Here is a 19,382-nt window from a genome sequence, read left to right as displayed (position 1 = left end):
TCGGATATGCTTAACAAATCGAAAGCATCAACCGAAGGCCAGGCTAGTAATGGCGATCTGGGCCAAAGGCGTCTCCGGAAAAACCATCAGACCGGCGAAGCCGAGGGCAATTCCGTAAGGCACGCCGCTTTTGTGATCTTCGAGATAGGCCGGCGCTTCGATCTGCGGACCGAGGACCCGCCCGGCAAGGAACCGCACAGCCTCGTTGCGCCGGAAAACGAGGACGGCGAGCGTTACCGCGCCTCCCGCAATCGCTGCGATCAGAAGATAGAAGAGAAGTGGTTCGCCCCAACCGATCCAGAGCGCCGATGCGGCCAGCATCTTGGCATCGCCGCCGCCCATCGAGCCGAAGGCAAATAGCGCAAACGTCACGGCAAGAACGCTGGCAAAGACCACCGCATGAAGAGCGATATCGGCAAACGGCATGCCAACCATGACGGCAAGGGCAAAAAAACCGACAATCAAAAGCAGAGATACGCGATTGGCGATCGTCATCGACAGGGTGTCGCTGATGGCCGCCCAGATCATGCACAAAGGAAAGATCACCAATATTGCGGCATCGATCATGATTGCGCCTGCTTTTTCATCCTCCGGATATCATAGTCCGGAATCATTAACGGAGGCGGATCGTGAAACCCGCCTTCCGTGATCTATAAGCTACGCCGCTATCAACCAGCGGACTCAGGGTTGTCGATAGCAGAAGAGATCGCGTTGAACCGATCGGTCAAGCTACCGCCTACGGCCGAAACCGCGCCAATGATGGCGACTGCGATGAGAGCGGCAATCAGACCGTACTCGATAGCGGTTGCACCGGATTCGTCTTTGACGAAGCGAGCAAAAACCTTGTTCATTGTAAAAAGCTCCTGGTTCAGGTTGCACAGCACCGTCAACTGTTTTGTCCGTTGATCGGGATGAGCTGAACCTACGCTTCACCCGTTTCATGCTCGTTATCAAAAGTGGTTAACGAACCCTACCGTGGAAAAAAATCTGCCCCATGGGAAGAAACAGCGTGGCCGCACTCTCCAAACACTTGCGTTTCCTAGGGAAGAGTGACCCTTTACCAATAATTCACTCAAACCGCGCACAGTCCCTTTGACATGTCATCTCAGGATTTTCCGATGCGCCGCGCCATTGCTTTCACACTCTCTACTGTCGGTCTGTTCTTGTTCTCCTCCCTTGGACAGGCAGCCGAAGGGATTGCGATCGACAAAGGCAATGCGCGTATCGTGAAACTGGTTGAAGCGGCGGAAACGGTCATCATCGGTGAGCCGGCCATCGCCGATGTTGCAGTCAAGGATTCCAAAACACTGGTCCTGACCGGCCGTACCTACGGAAGCACCAATCTTGTTGTCTTCAATGCAGCCGGCGAACCAATCGTCGATCAGCCGATCATTGTCAGCCGCCAAGGCAAGGGATCCGTTCGGCTCTATCGTCGGTCCGATGTGGAAATGATGACATGCATGCCGGTTTGCGAAGCCGACACGATCGGCGGAGATGACGACAGCGACGGATAGAGCGTAAGCTCGTTCGGAAATGCGCGGCCGCAGCAGGCGCGAAAGCAACCATTCATGAAGACTCTTGGCTTACGCTTTCGCGAACCAATACCGCGAGACCGACGACCATGAGTTCGAACAAGATCCATCCACGACCGCGCCAAGCCCCCACGGAGACCCGCTTCTGGCGGAACCGATCCGGCGCAACCGCGATCGAGTTCTCGTTTCTCATCCTGCCTTTCCTCGTTCTGGTCTTCTCCATCATCGAAGTCTCGCTTGGCTTCGCATCGGGTCAGTTGCTAGCCAATGGAAGCGAAAAGGTTGTCAGGCAGATCCGCACGGGCCAACAGACCGTCGTGACCGACAGTTGGGTCAAGTCGGAAATCTGCAAGAGCCTCTCGCTTCTCAGCGGTTCCAATTGCGAGAACGAGATTGCCATCTATCTGCAAAGCCAGACAGGTTTCTCCGCCGCCGCTAGCGCTTCACAGATATCGTTCAAAGCTGACGGCTCCATTGATACGACCGGCTGGGGCATCAGCGCCGGCGGCGCTTCAACGATACACACGTTAAAAGCGGTCTATCCCCGTCCCACCATGATCGATCTCATCAGCCTGGTCGCGCCGAACGTCCAGATGGAATTCTTCTACACGTCGACCTGGCGAAACGAGCCCTATTGATGGAGAGCGCTCAGTCCGGCTGCCAAGGGTTTTTCCGATGATTTTCAGATTTCGCACCCTCCTTCGACCACTTCTGCATCGCTTCTCATTTGATAAACGGGGAGTGGCGGCGACCGAATTTGCGATTGTCGCCCCGGTTCTGCTGATTGCCTATCTCGGTTCGGTCGAATTGGCCGCGGGTATCGATGTGGCAAAAAAGGTCAATCGCTCTGCGGGCGTGGTGGCCGACCTCGTGGCCCAGGGCGACACGTTCAGTGCCGCCGAACTGGGTGAGCTGATCGATATTGGGATGGCCAATATCCAGCCTTACAATCGGTCCAACCCGACAATCGCGGTTTACGGAATAGAGATGCAGAAGGTCGGCGGCTCGGTCGTCGCATCTGTCGCCTGGTCCGTCGCAAGGACGAAGGGCGGCACGCTCAGTCAACCCGTGGCAGCGGGCACCCAATTGTCCGACGTGCCCGCGAACCTTTTGATTGATGACACCTTCCTCGTGCGGACCATCACCAATCTCAACTACAAATCCATGTCATTGGGTGCGACGGAATATACCGGCAACCTCGACGGCATCTCCCTCAGCGAAACCGCCAATTTCCGTCCCCGCTACGAAGACGAAATCGACTGCACGAATTGCGACACACTGCCCTAGACGGCAGAAGCGAACTATTGCGGAGCGGCATAACCCCTTCTATCTGGCAGGCTCATCTCTAAGCCGGATCAGAAGCGGACATCGCGGCCATGCCAGAACTGCCGGAAGTGGAAACCGTTCGCCGCGGTCTCGCGCCTTTTGTCGAAGGCGCCACGATCCTCTCGGTCGAAGCACGCCGCCCCGATCTGCGGTTTGCACTGCCCGACGATCTGAACATGCTCTGCGCGGGTCATCGGGTGACCGGCCTCGGGCGACGTGCCAAATATCTTCTGTTTCATCTCGACAGCGGCATATCCCTGATCAGCCATCTCGGAATGAGCGGATCGTGGCGCATCGAAAGCGGTCGCCAGACTCTACGCCCGGAACAGACCTATTATCCCCGAGGCAAGCCGGGAGCGCATGACCACCTCGTCTTCGAGATGGCCAGGGACAGCGAGCCGACCGGACGGATCATCTACAATGACCCCCGTCGTTTCGGGTTTCTTCTCCAATCGCCAACCGGCGAACTGGCAAGCCACCCCGCGCTTGCCGGGCTTGGAATCGAGCCGCTGGGCAATGCGTTGAACGGGACTGAACTGGCACGCCTCTTCCGCGGCAGAGTTTCTCCGCTCAAATCCACCCTCCTCGACCAGAGGCTGATCGCTGGACTTGGTAACATCTATGTCTGCGAAGCACTCTGGCGGGCCCGCCTCTCCCCAAAGCGAAAATCGGGAACCATCGCCGGCAAGGCAAACGGTTCGACCGAACGGACCGAGCGGCTCGCCGAAGCTATCAAAGCCGTCCTGAAAGAAGCGATCGAGGCCGGCGGGTCGACTTTGCGCGATCATATCCGTGCGGATGGAACGCTCGGCTATTTCCAACATCGTTTCCGCGTCTATGATCGGGAAGGCGAAGCCTGCCCGCGTTCAGACTGCACGGGAACCATCCGGCGGATCGTCCAGAGCGGGCGGTCGACGTTCTACTGCCCCTCCTGCCAGCGATGAGTGAGACACGAGATGCAAGTTTTCCGGTGTTTTCCCTTGACGGAACGGGCTGACGAAGCTAGAAGCGCGACGACCTTGGCGGCCCGAAACGGCCGCCTGCTTTGTTTCGTCACTCGTTGACGGGTCGAGAGCCCAGACACGCAAGGATTTTTGTTCATGGCCAATACGCCATCGGCCAAGAAGGCCACTCGCAAGATCGCCACGCGTACTGCGATCAACAAGTCCCGCCGCACCCGCATGCGCACCTACGTCCGCAAGGTCGAAGAGGCGATTGCTTCCGGCGACAAGGATGCCGCGCAGGAAGCTCTTCGCGCTGCGCAGCCGCAGATCATGCGTGCCGCCAATCGCGGGATCATTCATAAGAACGCAGCCTCGCGGAAGGTGTCACGCCTGTCGCATCGGATCAAAACGATCGACGCCTGACCTGGTTGGACCGCTCGCGCGATACAACCTAATGCTGAAATAACGTGAAAAGGCCCACCGGTTATCCGGCGGGCCTTTTTCGTGCACGGCGCAGTTTTCGCCTGACCGCGAAGACCCCGAGGAGAGTTGATCGCCTAAAGTATCGGCAATCGGCCTAACCTGGCGCCACGCGCAGGCTTACCCTGCGCGAGCGCCGTCCCCACTATGTTCTCGTTTCTTGTTTTTTCTTTTTATAAACATATATTTACGACGCAGTTTCCACAGCTTTTCAAGACTCGTCCCGGCGGACTCATGAAGGCCTGCGAGTCAACAGAAAAGATAAATTTTTTTTTAGCGATCTAGTCGCCAGTACGATTGCAACAGGAAAGTAACAGGATTCCACGACTTTTCGCTCCGCCCCTGTTTTCGCCACACCCATGGGTTGTGCCAGCGCGCTTCTCTCCCTTATTTGAACCTTGTAAGTCGAGGCCGCCTCTGTAGAGTGAGGCCGTGGTGAGGGGACAATATCTCCGAGCCCGACAAATATCTCGCCTCGCAAGAATTGCGCCTTCAAACACTCGTTTGAGGGTACGGGCGAAGCATTGTCGAGCGATTAGAGCCCTTGAGCATCTTGGGGTGGATGGCCACGACAACAGATGAAGAAACGTTCCAGAAGGACGGTTCTCGAATTGACGGTCCACGCTTCCTTATGGTGCGTGGCGGGAAGGAGTTTTGCTCCGGCCCGAATAAAAAATCAAAGAGACCTTGGGGATCGTCGGGGGACACGAGGATCACGCAGGGCAAAAGCGAGGTGGAGCAGTGAAGCAGGTTGATCAGGACCGGAGTGCCAAACAAAGCGCGCATGGACATCAGGGCGCCGTTGCCGGAGACGACACCGATATCCCGGCGGCGCTACTGGAATCGTTCGAACGCGTTCGTCAGCGTCTTCGCTCGGCGCTCGGCCAGGAAGTGTTCAGCTCGTGGTTTGGGCGCATGATGCTCATGGAGGTTGCCGGTCCGGTGGTGCGGCATTCGGTCCCGACGACCTTCCTGCGCTCCTGGATCAACAGCCACTACCTCGATACGCTGCTGGAAATCTGGAAAGAAGAGCGCTCCGAGACGCTGAAGGTGGAAGTGCTCGTCAGAAGCGCCACCCGCCTGCCCCGCGCCACGGTTGTCTCAGGTGAGTTCGGCAAAGAGCCCGCAGCCGAAAAGAAGACCGGCCGATCCACCGCGCAGAGCAAAGCGCCTGCGACTGCTCCGTCTGCCGGCAAGCTCCCCGACATTCGTCATGGCATTTTCGGCTCTCCGCTCGATCCCCGCTTCACTTTCGAGAGCTTTGTCGAAGGGCCGAGCAATCGGGTCGCTCATGCCGCCGCCCGCGCCGTTTCCGAAGCCGGCGGCAAATCGGTGCGTTTCAATCCGCTCTACATTCACGCCTCCGTCGGACTTGGCAAAACCCACTTGCTGCAAGCCATCGCCGACGAGGCCATCCGCCAGAACGCCAATGCACGCGTGGTTTATCTGACCGCGGAATATTTCATGTGGCGTTTCGCCACTGCCATCCGGGACAACAATGCCCTCTCCTTCAAGGAGCAACTGCGCGATATCGACCTGCTCGTTATCGACGACATGCAGTTTCTTCAGGGCAAGACGATCCAGAATGAATTCTGCCATCTGATCAACACGCTTCTTGACAGCGCCAAGCAGGTGGTCGTCGCGGCGGACCGCCCGGCCGGTGAGCTGGAATCGCTGGAGGAGCGGGTCCGCTCGCGCCTCAATGGCGGTGTCATTCTGGAGATGGGCCGTCCCGACGATGAAATGCGCATGCAGATGCTGCGCGGCAAGCTCGAAACCGCGCAGATGGACGATCCGACGCTGTCGATTTCGGATGAGGTTCTTCAGCATATCGCCCGCACGGTCACCGGCTCGGGCCGCGAACTGGAAGGCGCCTTCAACCAGCTGCTGTTCCGGCAGAGCCTCGAGCCGGAAATGACGATCGAGAAGGTCGACGAGTTCCTGGCTCATATCTACAAGCAGGGCGAGCCGAAACGCATCCGCATCGAAGACATTCAGCGCGTCGTTGCCAAACACTACAATGTCTCCAAGACGGAACTTCTCAGCAATCGGCGGACACGGACCGTCGTGCTGCCACGGCAGATCGCCATGTTCCTTTCCAAGGTGCTGACGCTTCGAAGCCTGCCGGAGATCGGTCGCCGCTTCGGCGGAAAGGACCACACAACGGTCCTTCACGCGGTTCGCAAGATCGAGGGGCTGCTGGAGAAGGACAAGAAGCTCGATCAGGAAGTCGAGCTTCTCAAGCGCCTCATCAACGAGCAGGCCTGAGCGGGGCGGGTCTAGACTTTCTAGGCGGACCGGCACGTTTCCCACAGGCCCAGGCAAGCGGAACAGCAAATCTGTTGTTTCGCTTGCCTTTGCCCCCCGAAAGATGCTCCTTTGCGCTATGAACCGGCGGCCTTGAAGGGCGCCGGCTTTTTGTCCGTGTCTGTTCTTGTCAGGGGAATATTCGTCGCCATGCGTGTCACACTCGAGCGCTCCAATCTGCTGAAGTCTCTCGGCCATGTGCATCGCGTGGTCGAACGGCGGAACACCATCCCCATCCTGTCGAACGTGCTGCTCTCGGGTGAAGGCGGAAGCCTGCAGCTGAAGGCGACGGATCTTGATCTCGAAGTCACCGAGACCGTTCCTGCCGCCATCGATGTTTCGGGCGGCACCACGGTTCCCGCTCATCTCCTCTACGATATCGTGCGCAAGCTGCCGGACGGTGCCGAGGTCGGCCTGACCATGGATGAGGATGGCCGTGCGATGAGTGTCGCGGCAGGCCGTTCCTCCTTCCGTCTGCAATGTTTGCCGCAAGGCGATTTTCCGGCGCTCACCGCCGGCCAGTTCACGCACGAATTCGAAGTCGCGGCGGAGGGCATGAAGCGGCTGATCGACAAGACGCAGTTCGCCATCTCCACCGAAGAGACGCGCTATTATCTCAACGGCATCTATCTGCATGCCATCGACAGCGATGGCGATCTGATGCTGCGCGCAGTTGCAACGGACGGACACCGCCTGGCGCGCACGCAGATGCAGGCGCCAGCAGGATCGGAAGGGATGCCGGGCATCATCGTGCCGCGCAAGACCGTAGCCGAATTGCAGAAGCTGCTGGATCTTCCCGAGGAGACGAAGGTGAAGGTCGAGCTATCCGACACCAAGATCCGTTTCACGGCCGGCGAGGTCGTACTGACCAGCAAGCTGATCGATGGCACCTTTCCGGATTATCAGCGCGTCATCCCGACCGGCAACGACAAGCGGCTTGTTCTCGAGCGAGACCGCTTTGCCGCGGCCGTCGACCGTGTCTCGACGATTTCCTCGGAGCGCGGACGTGCGGTCAAACTTTCGGTCTCGGAGGACCAGATCGTACTGACCGTCAACAACCCTGACAGCGGTAGCGCTACGGAAGAACTGGCCGCCAGCTACGAAGCTGATCCGATGGATATCGGGTTCAATGCCAAATATCTTCTGGATGTCACCTCCCAGCTGACGGGTGACGATGCGATCTTCATGCTAGCCGATGCCGGCTCACCGACCCTCATCAATGACGAAGACGATGCACAGACGCTCTACGTTCTCATGCCGATGCGCGTCTGACCGGCGAAGCCGTGAATGTGCAAGCTGACGATGCCACGCCGCGCGTTTCGATAACGGCGCTGCGTCTCATCGACTTCCGCAGCCATGCGGACCTTAATCTTCCGCTCGACCCGCGCCACGTCGTTCTTTTCGGCGAAAACGGCGCCGGCAAAACCAATATTCTGGAGGCCGTCTCCCTGCTCTCTCCGGGACGCGGCTTGCGTCGGGCGACATATGCGGAGATGGCGCGGCAGGGGACGGAGGGCTTTGCCCTTCACGCCACGATCGACGGACCGGACGGCCAGGCCCAGATCGGTACGGGCATGATATCCGGAGGAGCCACCGGCACGAGTGGCTCAAATACGGAAACAGGCCGCCGCGTCCGCATCAATGGCTCCTCCGCCTCGGCGGATGCCATGGCCGAATGGCTGCGGATCATCTGGCTTCTGCCTGCAATGGACGGGCTTTTCACCGGTAGCGCCTCGGACCGCCGCCGTTTTCTGGACCGGCTGGTTCTGGTTGTCGATCCTGCCCACGGTCGCCGAGCCTTGGCCTATGAAAAGGCCATGCGCCAACGAAACCGGCTGTTTGCCGATGACATCCGCGACGATCTCTGGTTCGAAAGCGTCGAGGCGGAACTGGCCGAGGCGGGTCTGCCGATCGTTGCAGCACGCGCTCTCCTGATCGAGCGGTTGCAGGCGCTGATCGATCTCCTGCCCGAACCATCCGCCTTTCCGAAATCGGATCTTTCGGTCCAGCCCGGCTTCGGGTCGGATTTGCCCGAGAGCGTCGAACGTTACCGCCAGATTCTCGCGGAAGGCCGTTATCGCGATCGTCACGCCGGCCGTACGCTCATCGGCCCGCACCGCGCCGACCTCGATGTTCGGCACAGGCCGAAGGACATGCCAGCCAAACTCTGCTCGACCGGCGAGCAGAAAGCGCTGCTGATCGGCCTGATCCTCTCGCATGCCCGACTGACGGCGCAGCAGGCGGGTATGGCGCCCATCCTGCTCCTCGACGAAGTGGCAGCCCATCTCGATGGCGGGCGCCGCGCGGCACTGTTCGATATTCTGGATGAGCTCGGTGGCCAGGCATGGATGACGGGAACGGACGGTCACCTCTTCGCCGACCTTGCAGATCGCGCGCAGTTTTTCCATCTGTCGCAGAGAGGCGTGGAGCCAACCGATCCACCGCAACCGGCGGAGCCGATGAATGACGAATGATGCACTCGATAGCGATGAATTGCGGCGCTATGCACGCCACATCATCCTGCCGGAGATCGGCGGGCCCGGACAGCAGAAACTGAAGGCGGCGCGCGTTCTCGTTATCGGCGCCGGCGGCCTCGGTGCCCCGGTTCTTCTCTATCTCGCGGCAGCAGGTGTCGGCACGCTTGGCGTGATCGACGACGACATCGTGTCGCTTTCCAATCTTCAGCGCCAGATCATTCATGCGACGGATGATATCGATCGCAAAAAGGTCGATAGCGCGGCCGATGTGATCAAAGGCGTCAATCCGCATGTTCGGATGCAGACCCACGCAATGCGTCTGTCCGAGGACAATGCGGACGAGTTGATCGCCAATTACGATATCGTCGTCGATGGGTCGGACAATTTCACCACCCGCTATCTCCTGGCCGATCTTTGCGCAGCGAAGAAGGTGACGCTCGTGACAGGCGCGGTCGGGCGTTTCGACGGCTCGCTGACGGTTCTTCAGCCCTGGCGCGAAGACGCAGAGGGCCGGCTCAACCCGACCTATCGTGATCTCTTCCCGGAACCGCCAGCGCCGGGAACGGTGCCGTCCTGCGCGGAAGCGGGCGTGATCGGCGCGCTGACCGGAGTGATCGGCACGCTTCAGGCGATGGAAGTCATCAAACTCATCACCGGCGCCGGCGAACCGCTGATCGGGCGTCTACTGCTGTATGACAGCCTTGCCGCACGGTTCGAGACGATCCGCTATCGCCGTTCGCGAAAGTCTGCTGCGCTGGCGAGTTGAGCCGCCCTATCGACGGATCGGCAGCACGCGGTCTGGCGGCCGGTGGCCGTCGAACACCACTCGAATATTGATGAGAACCCGCTCGCCCATCTCGATCCGGCTTTCCAGCGTGGCCGACCCCATATGCGGCAGCAAGGTGATGCGGTGCTCGCGGCAAAGCTCCAGCAGGCGCGGATTGACACTCGGCACCTTGTTGAAGACATCGAGCGCGGCGCCGGCAATCCGGCGATCATCCACCGCGTCGATCAGAGCCGCTTCATCGACAATGCCGCCCCGAGAGACATTCACAAGATAGGCTTCGCGCTTCAGCAGGCCGAGACGACGCGCATCGATCATGTGACGTGTTTCCGACGTCAGCGGCGTATGGATCGTGATGATGTCCATGCGCGCCAGCATGTCGTCGAGATCGTCCCAGTAGGTCGCATTCAGCTCAGCCTGAGTCTGATCGGCGACAGGCGTACGATTGTGATAATGGATCGACAGGCCGAAAGCCTTGGCGCGACGCGCCACAGCTGTGCCAATACGGCCCATGCCGACGATACCGAGCTTCTTTCCGAAAATGCGCCGGCCGAGCATCCAGTTCGGGGACCAGCCATTCCACTCGCCATCCCGTTCGAGAAGCGCCTGGCTTCCCTCGACGAGGCGGCGCGGCACGGCGACAATGAGCGCCATCGTCATGTCGGCCGTATCTTCGGTGAGAACACCCGGCGTGTTGGTCACGATGATACCGGCGCGATTGGCTTCCTCGACGTCGATATGTTCGGTTCCCGCACCGAAATTGGCGATCATGCGAAGCTGATCACCTGCCGCGTGGATCAAATCCGCATCGATCCGGTCGGTGATCGTCGGCACCAGCACATCGGCCGTCTTTACGGCTTCGAGTAGCGCTTCCTGCGGCAAGGCCGTGTCTTCGGGATTGGGAACCAGATCGAACAATTCCCCCATGCGCTGTTCGACCGGAACGGGCAGTTTCCGAGTGAGGACAACACGGGGTTTGGTCATGGGAGCCCTTCCTCGCTACAAATTTCGACTCTTCGCTAAGTCCGCCTTAACCCTATTCGTCGCAGGATCATCAACGTTCGAAGCTTCATCCGGCCCTCCCTTAGCAGTGGTCCGGAAGGAAGCAAAGTACGGACCTGATGGCACAGCGCCAATCAGCGTCCGATCGTATTCAGTACTTTTGGGAATGTGTCGTCAAATGCGTACGGTCATACCTCTCCTCGCCCCGGTTCTCATCTGGATCAGTCTGCTGCTTCTGCCCGCCGGCCAAGCCCGAGCGCAGGACATTACCGGCTCTATCGAAACCGGCGCATCCGGCCTGCCCCTGCCCCGTTTTGCGTCGCTGAAGTCCTCACGCATCAACATGCGTGCGGGACCTGGCCGCGACTACCGGATCGAATGGAACTATCGCAAGGCCGGCCTGCCGATGGAAATCATCCAGGAATACGACAATTGGCGCAAAGTGCGGGACGCCAGCGGCGATGAGGGCTGGATTCACGTCTCTCTACTGACCGGCAAGCGGACCGGGATGGCCGCGCCATGGCAGAAAAACGAAATGCTGCCGCTGCGCCGGCAACCGACGCCGGACTCCTCGCTCATCGCGCAAGTCGAAGCAGGCGCTCTCGGTGAAGTCGTCTCGTGCGACGGAGAATGGTGCATCGTCGATTATGATGGCTATGAGGGCTATATGCGCCAGGCGCAGATCTGGGGCGTCTATCCGAGCGAAAAGATCGAAGACTAGGCCTCGAACCATCCCGAAGAGGCCTTTTCGGCCTCTCGGAGGGCACATTTCCCCCGTCAACCCTAGCGCGAGGGACTTTCGCCCAAGCGCCAATCCGTGTAGTCCGGGCCAAACAGCGAAACCGCGCAGCGAGGAGTTCTGCGCGTCCACGCTCAAGGGAGACGATTGGCCAATATGAGTGAACGCAAATCCAGCTACGACTACGAAGACCTTCTGGCTTGCGCGCGAGGCGAGCTTTTCGGACCGGGCAATGCGCAGCTGCCGGCCCCTCCCATGCTCATGTTCGACCGCATCACCGAGGTATCGGAAGATGGCGGTGAGCATGGCAAGGGCTGCATCCGCGCCGAGCTGGACGTCAAGCCGGACCTCTGGTTCTTTCCCTGCCACTTCATTGGAAACGAGATCATGCCCGGCTGCCTTGGGCTGGATGCCATGTGGCAGCTGACCGGTTTCTACCTTGGCTGGCTTGGCCTTCCCGGCTACGGCATGGCGATCTCGACCGGTGAGGTGAAATTCAAGGGCATGGTCACGCCAAAAACCAAGCTCGTGGAATATGGCGTCGATTTCAAACGCGTCATGAAAGGCCGCCTCAACCTCGGCATAGCCGATGGATGGCTCAAAGCAGACGGCGAACAGATCTACTCCGCAACGGATCTGAAGGTCGCGCTTTCAAAGGAAAAGGCCGGCGCCTGACCACTTCGGCGCCATAACGCCCGCTAAGAATAGTGATCTCCTCCGCCATAATTGGGAGAACGTCGATGAGACGAGTTGTCGTAACGGGAATGGGTATCGTTTCCTCCATCGGAAACGATGCTGACGAGGTCACGGCCTCGCTACGCGATGCCAAAAGCGGCATCACCTTTTCGGAATCCTTCGCCGAGCACGGTTTTCGCAGCCAGGTCTGGGGCATGCCCTCGCTGGATCCGGCCGAACTGATCGACCGGCGCGCCATGCGGTTTCTGCACCGTGGCGGCGCGTGGAACCATGTTGCGATGAAGCAGGCCGTCGCCGATGCCGGCCTGGAAGAAGGTGGCATAACCGACCCGAAAATCGGTATCATCATGGGCTCCGGCGGCCCTTCCACGGAAATCGTGGTCGATGCGGCCGATACGACCCGCGACAAAGGCTCGCCCAAACGGATCGGCCCGTTCGCAGTGCCGAAGGCCATGAGCAGCACAGCATCGGCCACGCTTGCCACCTGGTTCAAGATTCATGGCGTCAATTATTCGATCAGTTCAGCCTGTTCCACATCGGCCCATTGCATCGGAAACGCCTATGAGCTGATCCAGTGGGGCAAGCAGGACATGGTCTTTGCCGGCGGCCACGAGGACCTGCATTGGACATCGTCCAACATCTTCGACGCCATGGGCGCGATGAGCAGCCAATACAACGACACGCCAGCAACAGCTTCCCGTGCTTACGATGAAAACCGCGACGGCTTCGTCATCGCTGGTGGCGCGGGCGTGCTGGTGCTCGAAGAACTGGAGCGGGCGAAGGCTCGCGGTGCGACCATCTATGGCGAAATCATCGGCTATGGAGCGACATCCGACGGCCATGACATGGTCGCCCCCTCGGGTGAAGGCGCCGTACGCTGCATGAAGATGGCGCTCGACGGCGTCGATGACAAAGTCGATTATATCAACACGCACGGCACCTCCACGCCTGTCGGCGACCAGAAGGAGATCGGCGCTATCCGTGAGGTGTTTGGCGACGATGTCCCGGCTATCGGCTCGACCAAAAGCCTGACCGGCCACAGCCTTGGCGGCGCAGGCGTTCAGGAAGCGATCTACAGCCTTTTGATGATGAAGAACGACTTCATGGCCGAAAGCGCCCATATCGAGACGCTCGATCCCGAATTTGCCGGCTTGCCGATCCTGACGGAACGACGCGACGGCGCGTTCGATGTCGCACTCTCCAACTCGTTCGGGTTTGGCGGCACCAACGCCACGCTTGTTTTCAAACGCTATCAGGACTGAGGGGCGGTCATGGAAGGCATGATGAAGGGTAAGCGCGGCCTGATCATGGGCATCGCGAACAGAAATTCGATCGCCTACGGCATTGCGCGCACGCTTGCTGCCCAAGGCGCGGAACTCGCGGTGACCTATCAGGGTGAAGCCTTCGGCAAGCGTGTCAAACCGCTTGCACAAGACCTCGGCGCCGAACTCATGCTCGATTGCGATGTCGAGGATATCGCCTCTGTCGACGCCGCCTTCGAAACCATCAAAGAGACGTGGGGCACGCTCGACTTTCTGGTTCATGCCATCGGCTTTTCCGACAAGAGTGAGCTGAAAGGCCTCTACGCCGATACGACGCGCGAGAACTTTTCCCGCACGATGGTCATCTCCTGCTTTTCCTTTACCGAGGTGACGAAGCGCGCCGCCGCCCTCATGCCCGATGGCGGTTCGATATTGACGCTGACCTATGCCGGCTCGGTCCGGGTCATGCCGAACTATAACGTCATGGGAGTGGCCAAGGCGGCGCTTGAGGCGTCTGTTCGCTATCTGGCAGCCGATTACGGCCAGGATGCCATCCGCGTCAACGCGATCTCCGCCGGGCCGGTCCGCACCCTGGCGGGAGCCGGCATTTCCGACGCCCGCGCCATGTTCAGCCATCAGGCACGAAATGCTCCGCTTCGCCGGACCGTGACGCTGGACGAACTTGGCGGCTCCGCGCTTTACCTGCTTTCCGACCTTTCAGGTGGCGTGACGGGTGAAATCCATTACGTCGATAGCGGCTTCAATATTACGTCGATGCCGAGACTTGACGACCTCAAGAAGACGGACGCTGCGGAAGGAGAATAACATTTCTTTTCAAGCGTTTTTACCAACTGTTTACCTGATTTTCTGACGCTGCCTTAATCCCTCCGGGCCTATTCTTGGCGCCTAAATGACGGAAGCAGCTATGAAAAACATAGAAAACCCGAAACGCAGCAAGACGGTCCGGCTCGCCACACTCGGCTCGCTGGGCATCGCTGCTGTCAGCGGCACCATCTACGTTTCGCGCTTCCTGACGGACCCGACAGCCGTCGTTCAGATGGATGTCTACGTCGCTTCCGTCGCTGCGCTCTGCGCCCTTTGCGCCATGTTTGCCGCGCTTTCCTTCTTCGCCGGCGTCGACGAGTCGGAGGACTATGTCTTCCAGGAAACGCACATCGACAAGCTGACGGGGTTTCACACACGCGTCGCCATGATCGGCTACATCGCCGAAGCGCTGACCAAGGTACTGAAAAGCGGCAAACCGCAGTTCCTCATCGATGTCGATATCGACCGTTTCAAGCAGATCAACGATCAGATCGGCTTCGAGGAAGGTGACGAACTGATCCGCGCCGCCGGTGAGAGGCTGCGCGCATTTTTCGGCGAAAACACCCGGATCGGCCGGATGGGCGCTGGCGAATTCGCGATCATCATCGATGATGACATTGCCGACTTCGAAGCGATGCTGGATGTTCTGGTCGAGAGGCTGATGGAGCCCTACCGGCTCAAGACGCACCACCAGACTGTCACCTTTTCCGCCGGCGTTGTCGCTATGCCGAAAGATGGCCGCGATCCGCTGCAGTTGATGCGGCGGGCCAACCTCGCATTGCAGCGTGCGCGGGCCGATGGAATCGGTGGCTGGAGCGTCTTCGAAAACGAGATGGGCCGCGTTGCCGATTACCGTCAGTGGGTCGAAAGCGAACTGACCGATGCCATCGATCGCGGCGACTTCGTTCTCTATTATCAGCCGCAGCTCTCGCTGAAAGGCGAGCGCATCGTCGGCTACGAAGCTCTCATACGCTGGCAGCATCCCGAGCGCGGCCTCATTCCGCCGAACGAGTTCATTCCGGTTGCTGAAGAAAGCGGCATGATCCTTCAGATCGGCAAGTGGGCGCTGCATCAGGGCTGCCACGATGCTTGCATGCTGCCCGACGACACCTATGTCGCGATCAATCTGTCGCCGGTTCAGTTCGGAGACCGCGCCCTCACCGAAACGGTGCGTCAGGCTCTTGAGGAATCGGGGCTGCCGGCAAACCGGCTGGAGCTCGAGATCACCGAGACGGCCATGACGATGGACCGGATCCAGGCCCGGAAGGTCATGGCAAGCCTGTCGGAGATGGGTGTTCAGATCGCGATTGATGATTTCGGCACGGGGTATTCCAACCTCAGCTACCTGATGGACTTTACCTTCCACAAGCTGAAGATCGACCGCTCCTTCGTTTGCCGCCTCCAGGATGACGATACCACCGGCGCCGTCATATCAACGATTGTCGGCCTTTCTCGCGCACTCGGTGCCGAAACGCTTGCCGAAGGCGTGGAGACCGCCGATCAGGCGACGCTGCTTCGTGCGGCAGGCTGCGACTCCGTGCAGGGCTTCCACTATGCCCGGCCGGCGCCGCTCTCGACATTCGTCGACTCCGAAAGTGCCGGCGCTCGTCTCCTGCCACGAGCCGTGGGCGCGACCTACCACTAGGTTTCGGCCATCAGCGGCGATGGGCGGAAGCCTGAGCGCTCGCTTGAAATACCTTGTAGCTCTTGGTTTCCGCCAAAATACTGTTCCGGGCAAAGAAACGATCAAGCACGGTTTCGTAAGGAAGCTGCCTGTTCGCGACCAGAAAAAGCTGGCCGGACGGCTTCAGCGCCGAAGACGCCCGTTCGATCAGTGTCGCACCAATCGCCGGCTCCGCGGCGCGGCCAATATGAAAAGGCGGGTTCATCACGATTACATCGAAGCGCCCCTCGACCCGCTCATTTGCAAGGTCGAGCCAGTGAAACTCCGCGGGGCGATCGGCGGAACGAAGATTGCTCCGCGCCGCTTCAAGCGACGACCAGTCGGCTTCGAAAAGATCCAGCGAACTCAGACCTTCGCACCGTTTTGCCGCCTCCACGGCGAGATAGCCCCAGCCGGCACAGAAATCGGCCAGCGACCCCGAAAGGTCCAGCGGAAGATGTTCGACCAGCAGCAAAGAACCATCATCGATTCGGTTCGCGCTGAAGCCGCCCGGCGCGGTGACGAATTTCTCAGATGCACGAGTTGGGGGGCGCTCGCCCATCGCCTTCAGTGCCACCCTCGCCTGCTCATCGACACGAAACCACATCACCATGCCATGATGCTTCGGCAGTGATGACAGTTCGCTCTCGAGCATTTCTGACAGCATTTTGCGGATCGCACCGGCGCCATCGCTCTTGCTGCCGGCGGCGATCACCACGCCGCCCTCGGCGCACCGCTTTGCTGCATCGGCCAGCATGATCTCGTTCCATCGCCGGTGGCGGGAAAGGCAAACGATGACAATGCCGAACCTGTCTTCCTTATCAAGACGACTGATCTCGGGGATCGTGGTGAAGTTCCGGCTCACCCAGGCGTTGAAAGCCGGACGGAAACCTTGGACCACCGTGGTCGAGCTCCGGCCGATCTCATCTGGCAGCGTCAACGAACCCGGGCCACCAAGCACCAGAGCGCCCTCACTCGCAGGACTTTCCACCTCATCGCGCTGAAAAGGCAGCGCGATGAGACGCGAGAGATCACGATCGCTATCGAACTGGCTCATATCTATCCATCAATTCCATTGATCCTATCGTCATTATAATGCGTTTGATTGATCTTTTGTTTGCTCCGATATTCCGTATCGGAACCGCACAGGGAGATGATCATGCTTTTCCGTTCACTTACCGACCATGGCCGCCACGCCACTGTCTACGGACGTGCTGTGAAGTGGACAATGGAAAAGCGACGGCAGAAACGCCGCCGTGACTCCATTTCAACGCTTTTGAATGTGGATGATGATATTCTGAGCGACGTGGTCGGCATCAGCCGCGCCGACCTGAAACGCACCCTCGCCGCTCCCCTCGGTGTGGACGCGGCCGCGCAAATCCGCCGCCTTCAGGACCGCCGAAATATCCAATAAGAAGGGGCGCCGAAACGGCGCCCTTTACCATTACGCGGACGGTCAGTCCGGCTTGTCGAGGGCCGGATGCCCCCAGGCGCCTTCCCAGCCGCAACTCTCGGCTGCGCAATCGGCGGCATGCTGGAGCGCACGATCCGGTTCGACTCCTTGAATGGATGCGCTGAGAAAGCCGGCGATGAAAGCGTCGCCCGCTCCCATCGTATCGATGACCTTGGCTTTCGAAACCGGCTGACGGAGCCGCGTCCTGCCCTCTGCCCAAAGCGCACCGCGCTCACCCATCGTGACGCAGACTCTTTCCACCCCGCAGTCTTGCACCTCGTCGATCAGAGCTGCGATTCCGTCATCATCCAGACCCTGTCCGGACAGGAATGCGAGATCGAGATGCGGGCACACCTCCCGTAGATATTCACTGTCCCGGTTGGTCGAGAAATCATAGGAGAGCTGGCGTGCTGCCGCGGCGATCCGCGGCAGTTCCGCCTCGATGTAGCTGAAGCAGCTGGAATGGACATGGCCAAGCCGTTCGATGAGCGCGAAATCATCGTCGTCCAGGCGCAACATCACCTTGCGGCGAATGCCGCCGAGATTGGATGTCACGAAGATACGCTCGCCGGATTCATCGTGGTCGACCTGCGCCTTGCCGTTCGGCCCTTCCGCCACGCGGAGCCAGGCGTCCGAAAGGCCTTCTTCAACAAGGCTTTTCCACACATGTGCACCCTCGGCGTCGTTGCCGATGATTCCGATATATTCCGTCTGCGAAAGGCCGAACCGCCGTGCCAAGACGGCGACGTTCAGCGAGTTGCCACCGGGGAAATAGATCCCCCGGTCGCGGTAGAGATCGACGACATTGTCGCCGATCCCGATCAGTCCTGGTCCGCTCGTCGCGGCCATGCTCAGTACTCCATCTGCCACATATAGCGGCGAACGGTCAGCGGATGGCCGCGCGAGAAGGCCAACTTGTCCGAATAGACGCGAAGGAGCGTACCGAAGGCCATGTGCTCCACATATTCCACCACGTCGGAATCGATTGCTCCGAGGCCGAGTTCCTCGGAATCAAGCACCGTTACCTTATCGGAATACTGTGTCGCGAAGGCGATGGCGCGTTCGTCCATCGGCCGCGATGCGCCGAGTCCCTTGAGGATGATGAACGGCACGTCGTAATCGGTGATCTCGAACGGTCCATGGAAATATTCGCCGGCATGGATAGCGGCAGAGTGGATCCACTGCATCTCCTGGAAGATGCAGATCGCGTAGGAATAGGCGATGGCGTAGTTCGTGCCGGCACCCATCGTGTAGATCACTTCTTCACGCTTGTGGCTTTCGGCAAAGGTGGCGATCCGCTCGTCATGGCTCTTGATGGCCGCGTCGACGATGGACGGCAAGGCCTTGAGCGCCTCCTCAACCTTTGCCGCATTCTCATTGCCTTCCCGGGCATCCAGAATACCGAACGTCAGACGTGTCAGGACGGCCGTCGAATGATCCGGGCTGATCTGCTTCGGCTCATGCTCGTAATAGATCGTATATTCGGAAGCCTCATCCAGCGGGCTTCCCGCGTCATTCGTCAGCGCGATGGTCAGAGCTCCGGCTTCCCGCGCATAGCGGGCCGCCTCGACCGTTTCCGGCGTGGTGCCGCTATGGGAGCAAAGGATCACGATCGACGTCTCGCCGAGCCGCTTCGGAGCGCGGGCCTTGAATTCCGCGGCATTGAGCGCGTGGCCTGCGATCTCTCCCGATTCCCGATCCATGATGTACTGATTGGGCAGCATCAGAGCGTAAGAGCCGCCGCAGGCGACGAAGTAGATGTCTTTGACAGTGGCGCGCCCCTTGGCGGCTTCGATGGCCGAGGCGATCTGATCGCCGGTTTTTGCTTTATCGTTCATGGGAACATCTCCGTTCTTTTGGGTAAAGGAGGGCCCTCCCGGATCAGAAGCGAC

21 protein-coding genes are annotated in these 19,382 nt (G+C 59.6%); 15 read left to right on the top strand and 6 right to left on the bottom strand.

The genetic code is table 11. The features are described from left to right. Positions 1–27: 27 nt before the first annotated feature. Both D8780_RS01160 and D8780_RS01155 read right to left on the bottom strand, forming a co-directional pair. Complete coding sequence (locus D8780_RS01160; protein WP_121643990.1) at positions 28–567, bottom strand: A24 family peptidase; 540 nt, start codon at positions 565–567, stop codon at positions 28–30. Positions 568–668: 101 nt separating this feature from the next. Then, entirely contained in the window at positions 669–851 is a 183-nt protein-coding gene (locus D8780_RS01155; protein ID WP_121646280.1) for a Flp family type IVb pilin, read from the bottom strand. A 267-nt stretch (positions 852–1,118) separates the two neighbouring features. Here D8780_RS01155 and D8780_RS01150 point away from each other — a divergent pair, with 267 nt between their 5' ends. The 9 genes from D8780_RS01150 to D8780_RS01105 all read left to right on the top strand — a co-directional run bounded on the left by D8780_RS01150 (position 1,119) and on the right by D8780_RS01105 (position 9,832). Further along, a complete protein-coding gene (locus tag D8780_RS01150) occupies positions 1,119–1,514 on the top strand; it encodes a pilus assembly protein N-terminal domain-containing protein (RefSeq protein ID WP_158598407.1) in 396 nt (131 codons plus the stop codon). 107 nt (positions 1,515–1,621) lie between these two features. Next, positions 1,622–2,170 carry a TadE/TadG family type IV pilus assembly protein gene (locus tag D8780_RS01145; protein ID WP_121643988.1) on the top strand — a complete coding sequence of 183 codons (549 nt, stop codon included), beginning with the start codon at positions 1,622–1,624 and terminating at the stop codon, positions 2,168–2,170. 103 nt (positions 2,171–2,273) lie between these two features. After that, entirely contained in the window at positions 2,274–2,819 is a 546-nt protein-coding gene (locus tag D8780_RS01140; protein WP_158598406.1) for a TadE/TadG family type IV pilus assembly protein, read from the top strand. Between the two features lie 89 nt (positions 2,820–2,908). Beyond that, positions 2,909–3,802 (top strand): bifunctional DNA-formamidopyrimidine glycosylase/DNA-(apurinic or apyrimidinic site) lyase, encoded by an 894-nt coding sequence (gene mutM, locus D8780_RS01135; RefSeq protein ID WP_121643986.1) that lies wholly within the window; start codon positions 2,909–2,911, stop codon positions 3,800–3,802. Between the two features lie 156 nt (positions 3,803–3,958). Beyond that, entirely contained in the window at positions 3,959–4,225 is a 267-nt protein-coding gene (rpsT, locus tag D8780_RS01130; RefSeq protein WP_121643985.1) for a 30S ribosomal protein S20, read from the top strand. Between the two features lie 798 nt (positions 4,226–5,023). Further along, positions 5,024–6,550: a chromosomal replication initiator protein DnaA gene (gene dnaA / locus D8780_RS01120; RefSeq protein WP_121643983.1), complete on the top strand. Its 1,527-nt coding sequence runs from the start codon at positions 5,024–5,026 to the stop codon at positions 6,548–6,550. Between the two features lie 189 nt (positions 6,551–6,739). Then, positions 6,740–7,861, top strand: a complete 1,122-nt coding sequence (dnaN, locus tag D8780_RS01115; RefSeq protein WP_121646279.1) for a DNA polymerase III subunit beta — start codon at positions 6,740–6,742, stop codon at positions 7,859–7,861. An 11-nt stretch (positions 7,862–7,872) separates the two neighbouring features. Beyond that, positions 7,873–9,063 (top strand): DNA replication/repair protein RecF, encoded by a 1,191-nt coding sequence (gene recF / locus D8780_RS01110; protein WP_245412211.1) that lies wholly within the window; start codon positions 7,873–7,875, stop codon positions 9,061–9,063. After that, the gene (locus D8780_RS01105) at positions 9,053–9,832 is read left to right on the top strand and encodes a molybdopterin-synthase adenylyltransferase MoeB (protein ID WP_121643982.1); all 780 of its coding nucleotides are present in this window, start codon (positions 9,053–9,055) and stop codon (positions 9,830–9,832) included. The genes recF and D8780_RS01105 overlap by 11 nt, the downstream gene beginning before the upstream one ends. 6 nt (positions 9,833–9,838) lie before the next feature. Here D8780_RS01105 and D8780_RS01100 read toward each other — a convergent pair whose 3' ends face one another. Then, on the bottom strand, positions 9,839–10,834 hold the full coding sequence (locus D8780_RS01100) for a 2-hydroxyacid dehydrogenase (protein ID WP_121643981.1): 996 nt from the start codon (positions 10,832–10,834) through the stop codon (positions 9,839–9,841). A gap of 196 nt (positions 10,835–11,030) precedes the next feature. Between D8780_RS01100 and D8780_RS01095 the strand changes: the two genes are divergently transcribed. The 5 genes from D8780_RS01095 to D8780_RS01075 all read left to right on the top strand — a co-directional run bounded on the left by D8780_RS01095 (position 11,031) and on the right by D8780_RS01075 (position 16,019). Next, positions 11,031–11,573 carry an SH3 domain-containing protein gene (locus tag D8780_RS01095; protein ID WP_158598405.1) on the top strand — a complete coding sequence of 181 codons (543 nt, stop codon included), beginning with the start codon at positions 11,031–11,033 and terminating at the stop codon, positions 11,571–11,573. A 174-nt stretch (positions 11,574–11,747) separates the two neighbouring features. Continuing rightward, positions 11,748–12,266, top strand: coding sequence for a 3-hydroxyacyl-[acyl-carrier-protein] dehydratase FabA (gene fabA, locus D8780_RS01090; RefSeq protein ID WP_121643979.1), 519 nt, complete (start codon positions 11,748–11,750; stop codon positions 12,264–12,266). A gap of 65 nt (positions 12,267–12,331) precedes the next feature. Continuing rightward, entirely contained in the window at positions 12,332–13,549 is a 1,218-nt protein-coding gene (fabB, locus tag D8780_RS01085) for a beta-ketoacyl-ACP synthase I (RefSeq protein WP_121643978.1), read from the top strand. Positions 13,550–13,558: 9 nt separating this feature from the next. Then, on the top strand, positions 13,559–14,374 hold the full coding sequence (gene fabI / locus D8780_RS01080; RefSeq protein ID WP_121643977.1) for an enoyl-ACP reductase FabI: 816 nt from the start codon (positions 13,559–13,561) through the stop codon (positions 14,372–14,374). 100 nt (positions 14,375–14,474) lie between these two features. After that, positions 14,475–16,019 carry a putative bifunctional diguanylate cyclase/phosphodiesterase gene (locus D8780_RS01075; protein ID WP_121643976.1) on the top strand — a complete coding sequence of 515 codons (1,545 nt, stop codon included), beginning with the start codon at positions 14,475–14,477 and terminating at the stop codon, positions 16,017–16,019. Positions 16,020–16,029: 10 nt separating this feature from the next. Here the strand turns inward: D8780_RS01075 and D8780_RS01070 are convergent, their stop codons facing one another. After that, on the bottom strand, positions 16,030–17,094 hold the full coding sequence (locus tag D8780_RS01070) for a class I SAM-dependent methyltransferase (RefSeq protein ID WP_121643975.1): 1,065 nt from the start codon (positions 17,092–17,094) through the stop codon (positions 16,030–16,032). Between the two features lie 102 nt (positions 17,095–17,196). On the opposite strand from D8780_RS01070, the gene D8780_RS01065 reads away from it, so the two are divergent. Continuing rightward, positions 17,197–17,451 (top strand): hypothetical protein, encoded by a 255-nt coding sequence (locus D8780_RS01065; RefSeq protein WP_121643974.1) that lies wholly within the window; start codon positions 17,197–17,199, stop codon positions 17,449–17,451. A gap of 42 nt (positions 17,452–17,493) precedes the next feature. Here D8780_RS01065 and D8780_RS01060 read toward each other — a convergent pair whose 3' ends face one another. Then, a complete protein-coding gene (locus D8780_RS01060) occupies positions 17,494–18,339 on the bottom strand; it encodes a PfkB family carbohydrate kinase (RefSeq protein WP_121643973.1) in 846 nt (281 codons plus the stop codon). Positions 18,340–18,341: 2 nt separating this feature from the next. After that, complete coding sequence (locus D8780_RS01055) at positions 18,342–19,328, bottom strand: SIS domain-containing protein (protein ID WP_121643972.1); 987 nt, start codon at positions 19,326–19,328, stop codon at positions 18,342–18,344. Between the last annotated feature and the right edge of the window lie 54 nt (positions 19,329–19,382).

The organism is Notoacmeibacter ruber (assembly GCF_003668555.1).
Classification (GTDB): domain Bacteria; phylum Pseudomonadota; class Alphaproteobacteria; order Rhizobiales; family Rhizobiaceae; genus Notoacmeibacter; species Notoacmeibacter ruber.
The sequence above is the reverse complement of the archived record's forward strand: the minus strand, read 5'-3'. Positions and strand labels throughout refer to the sequence as shown.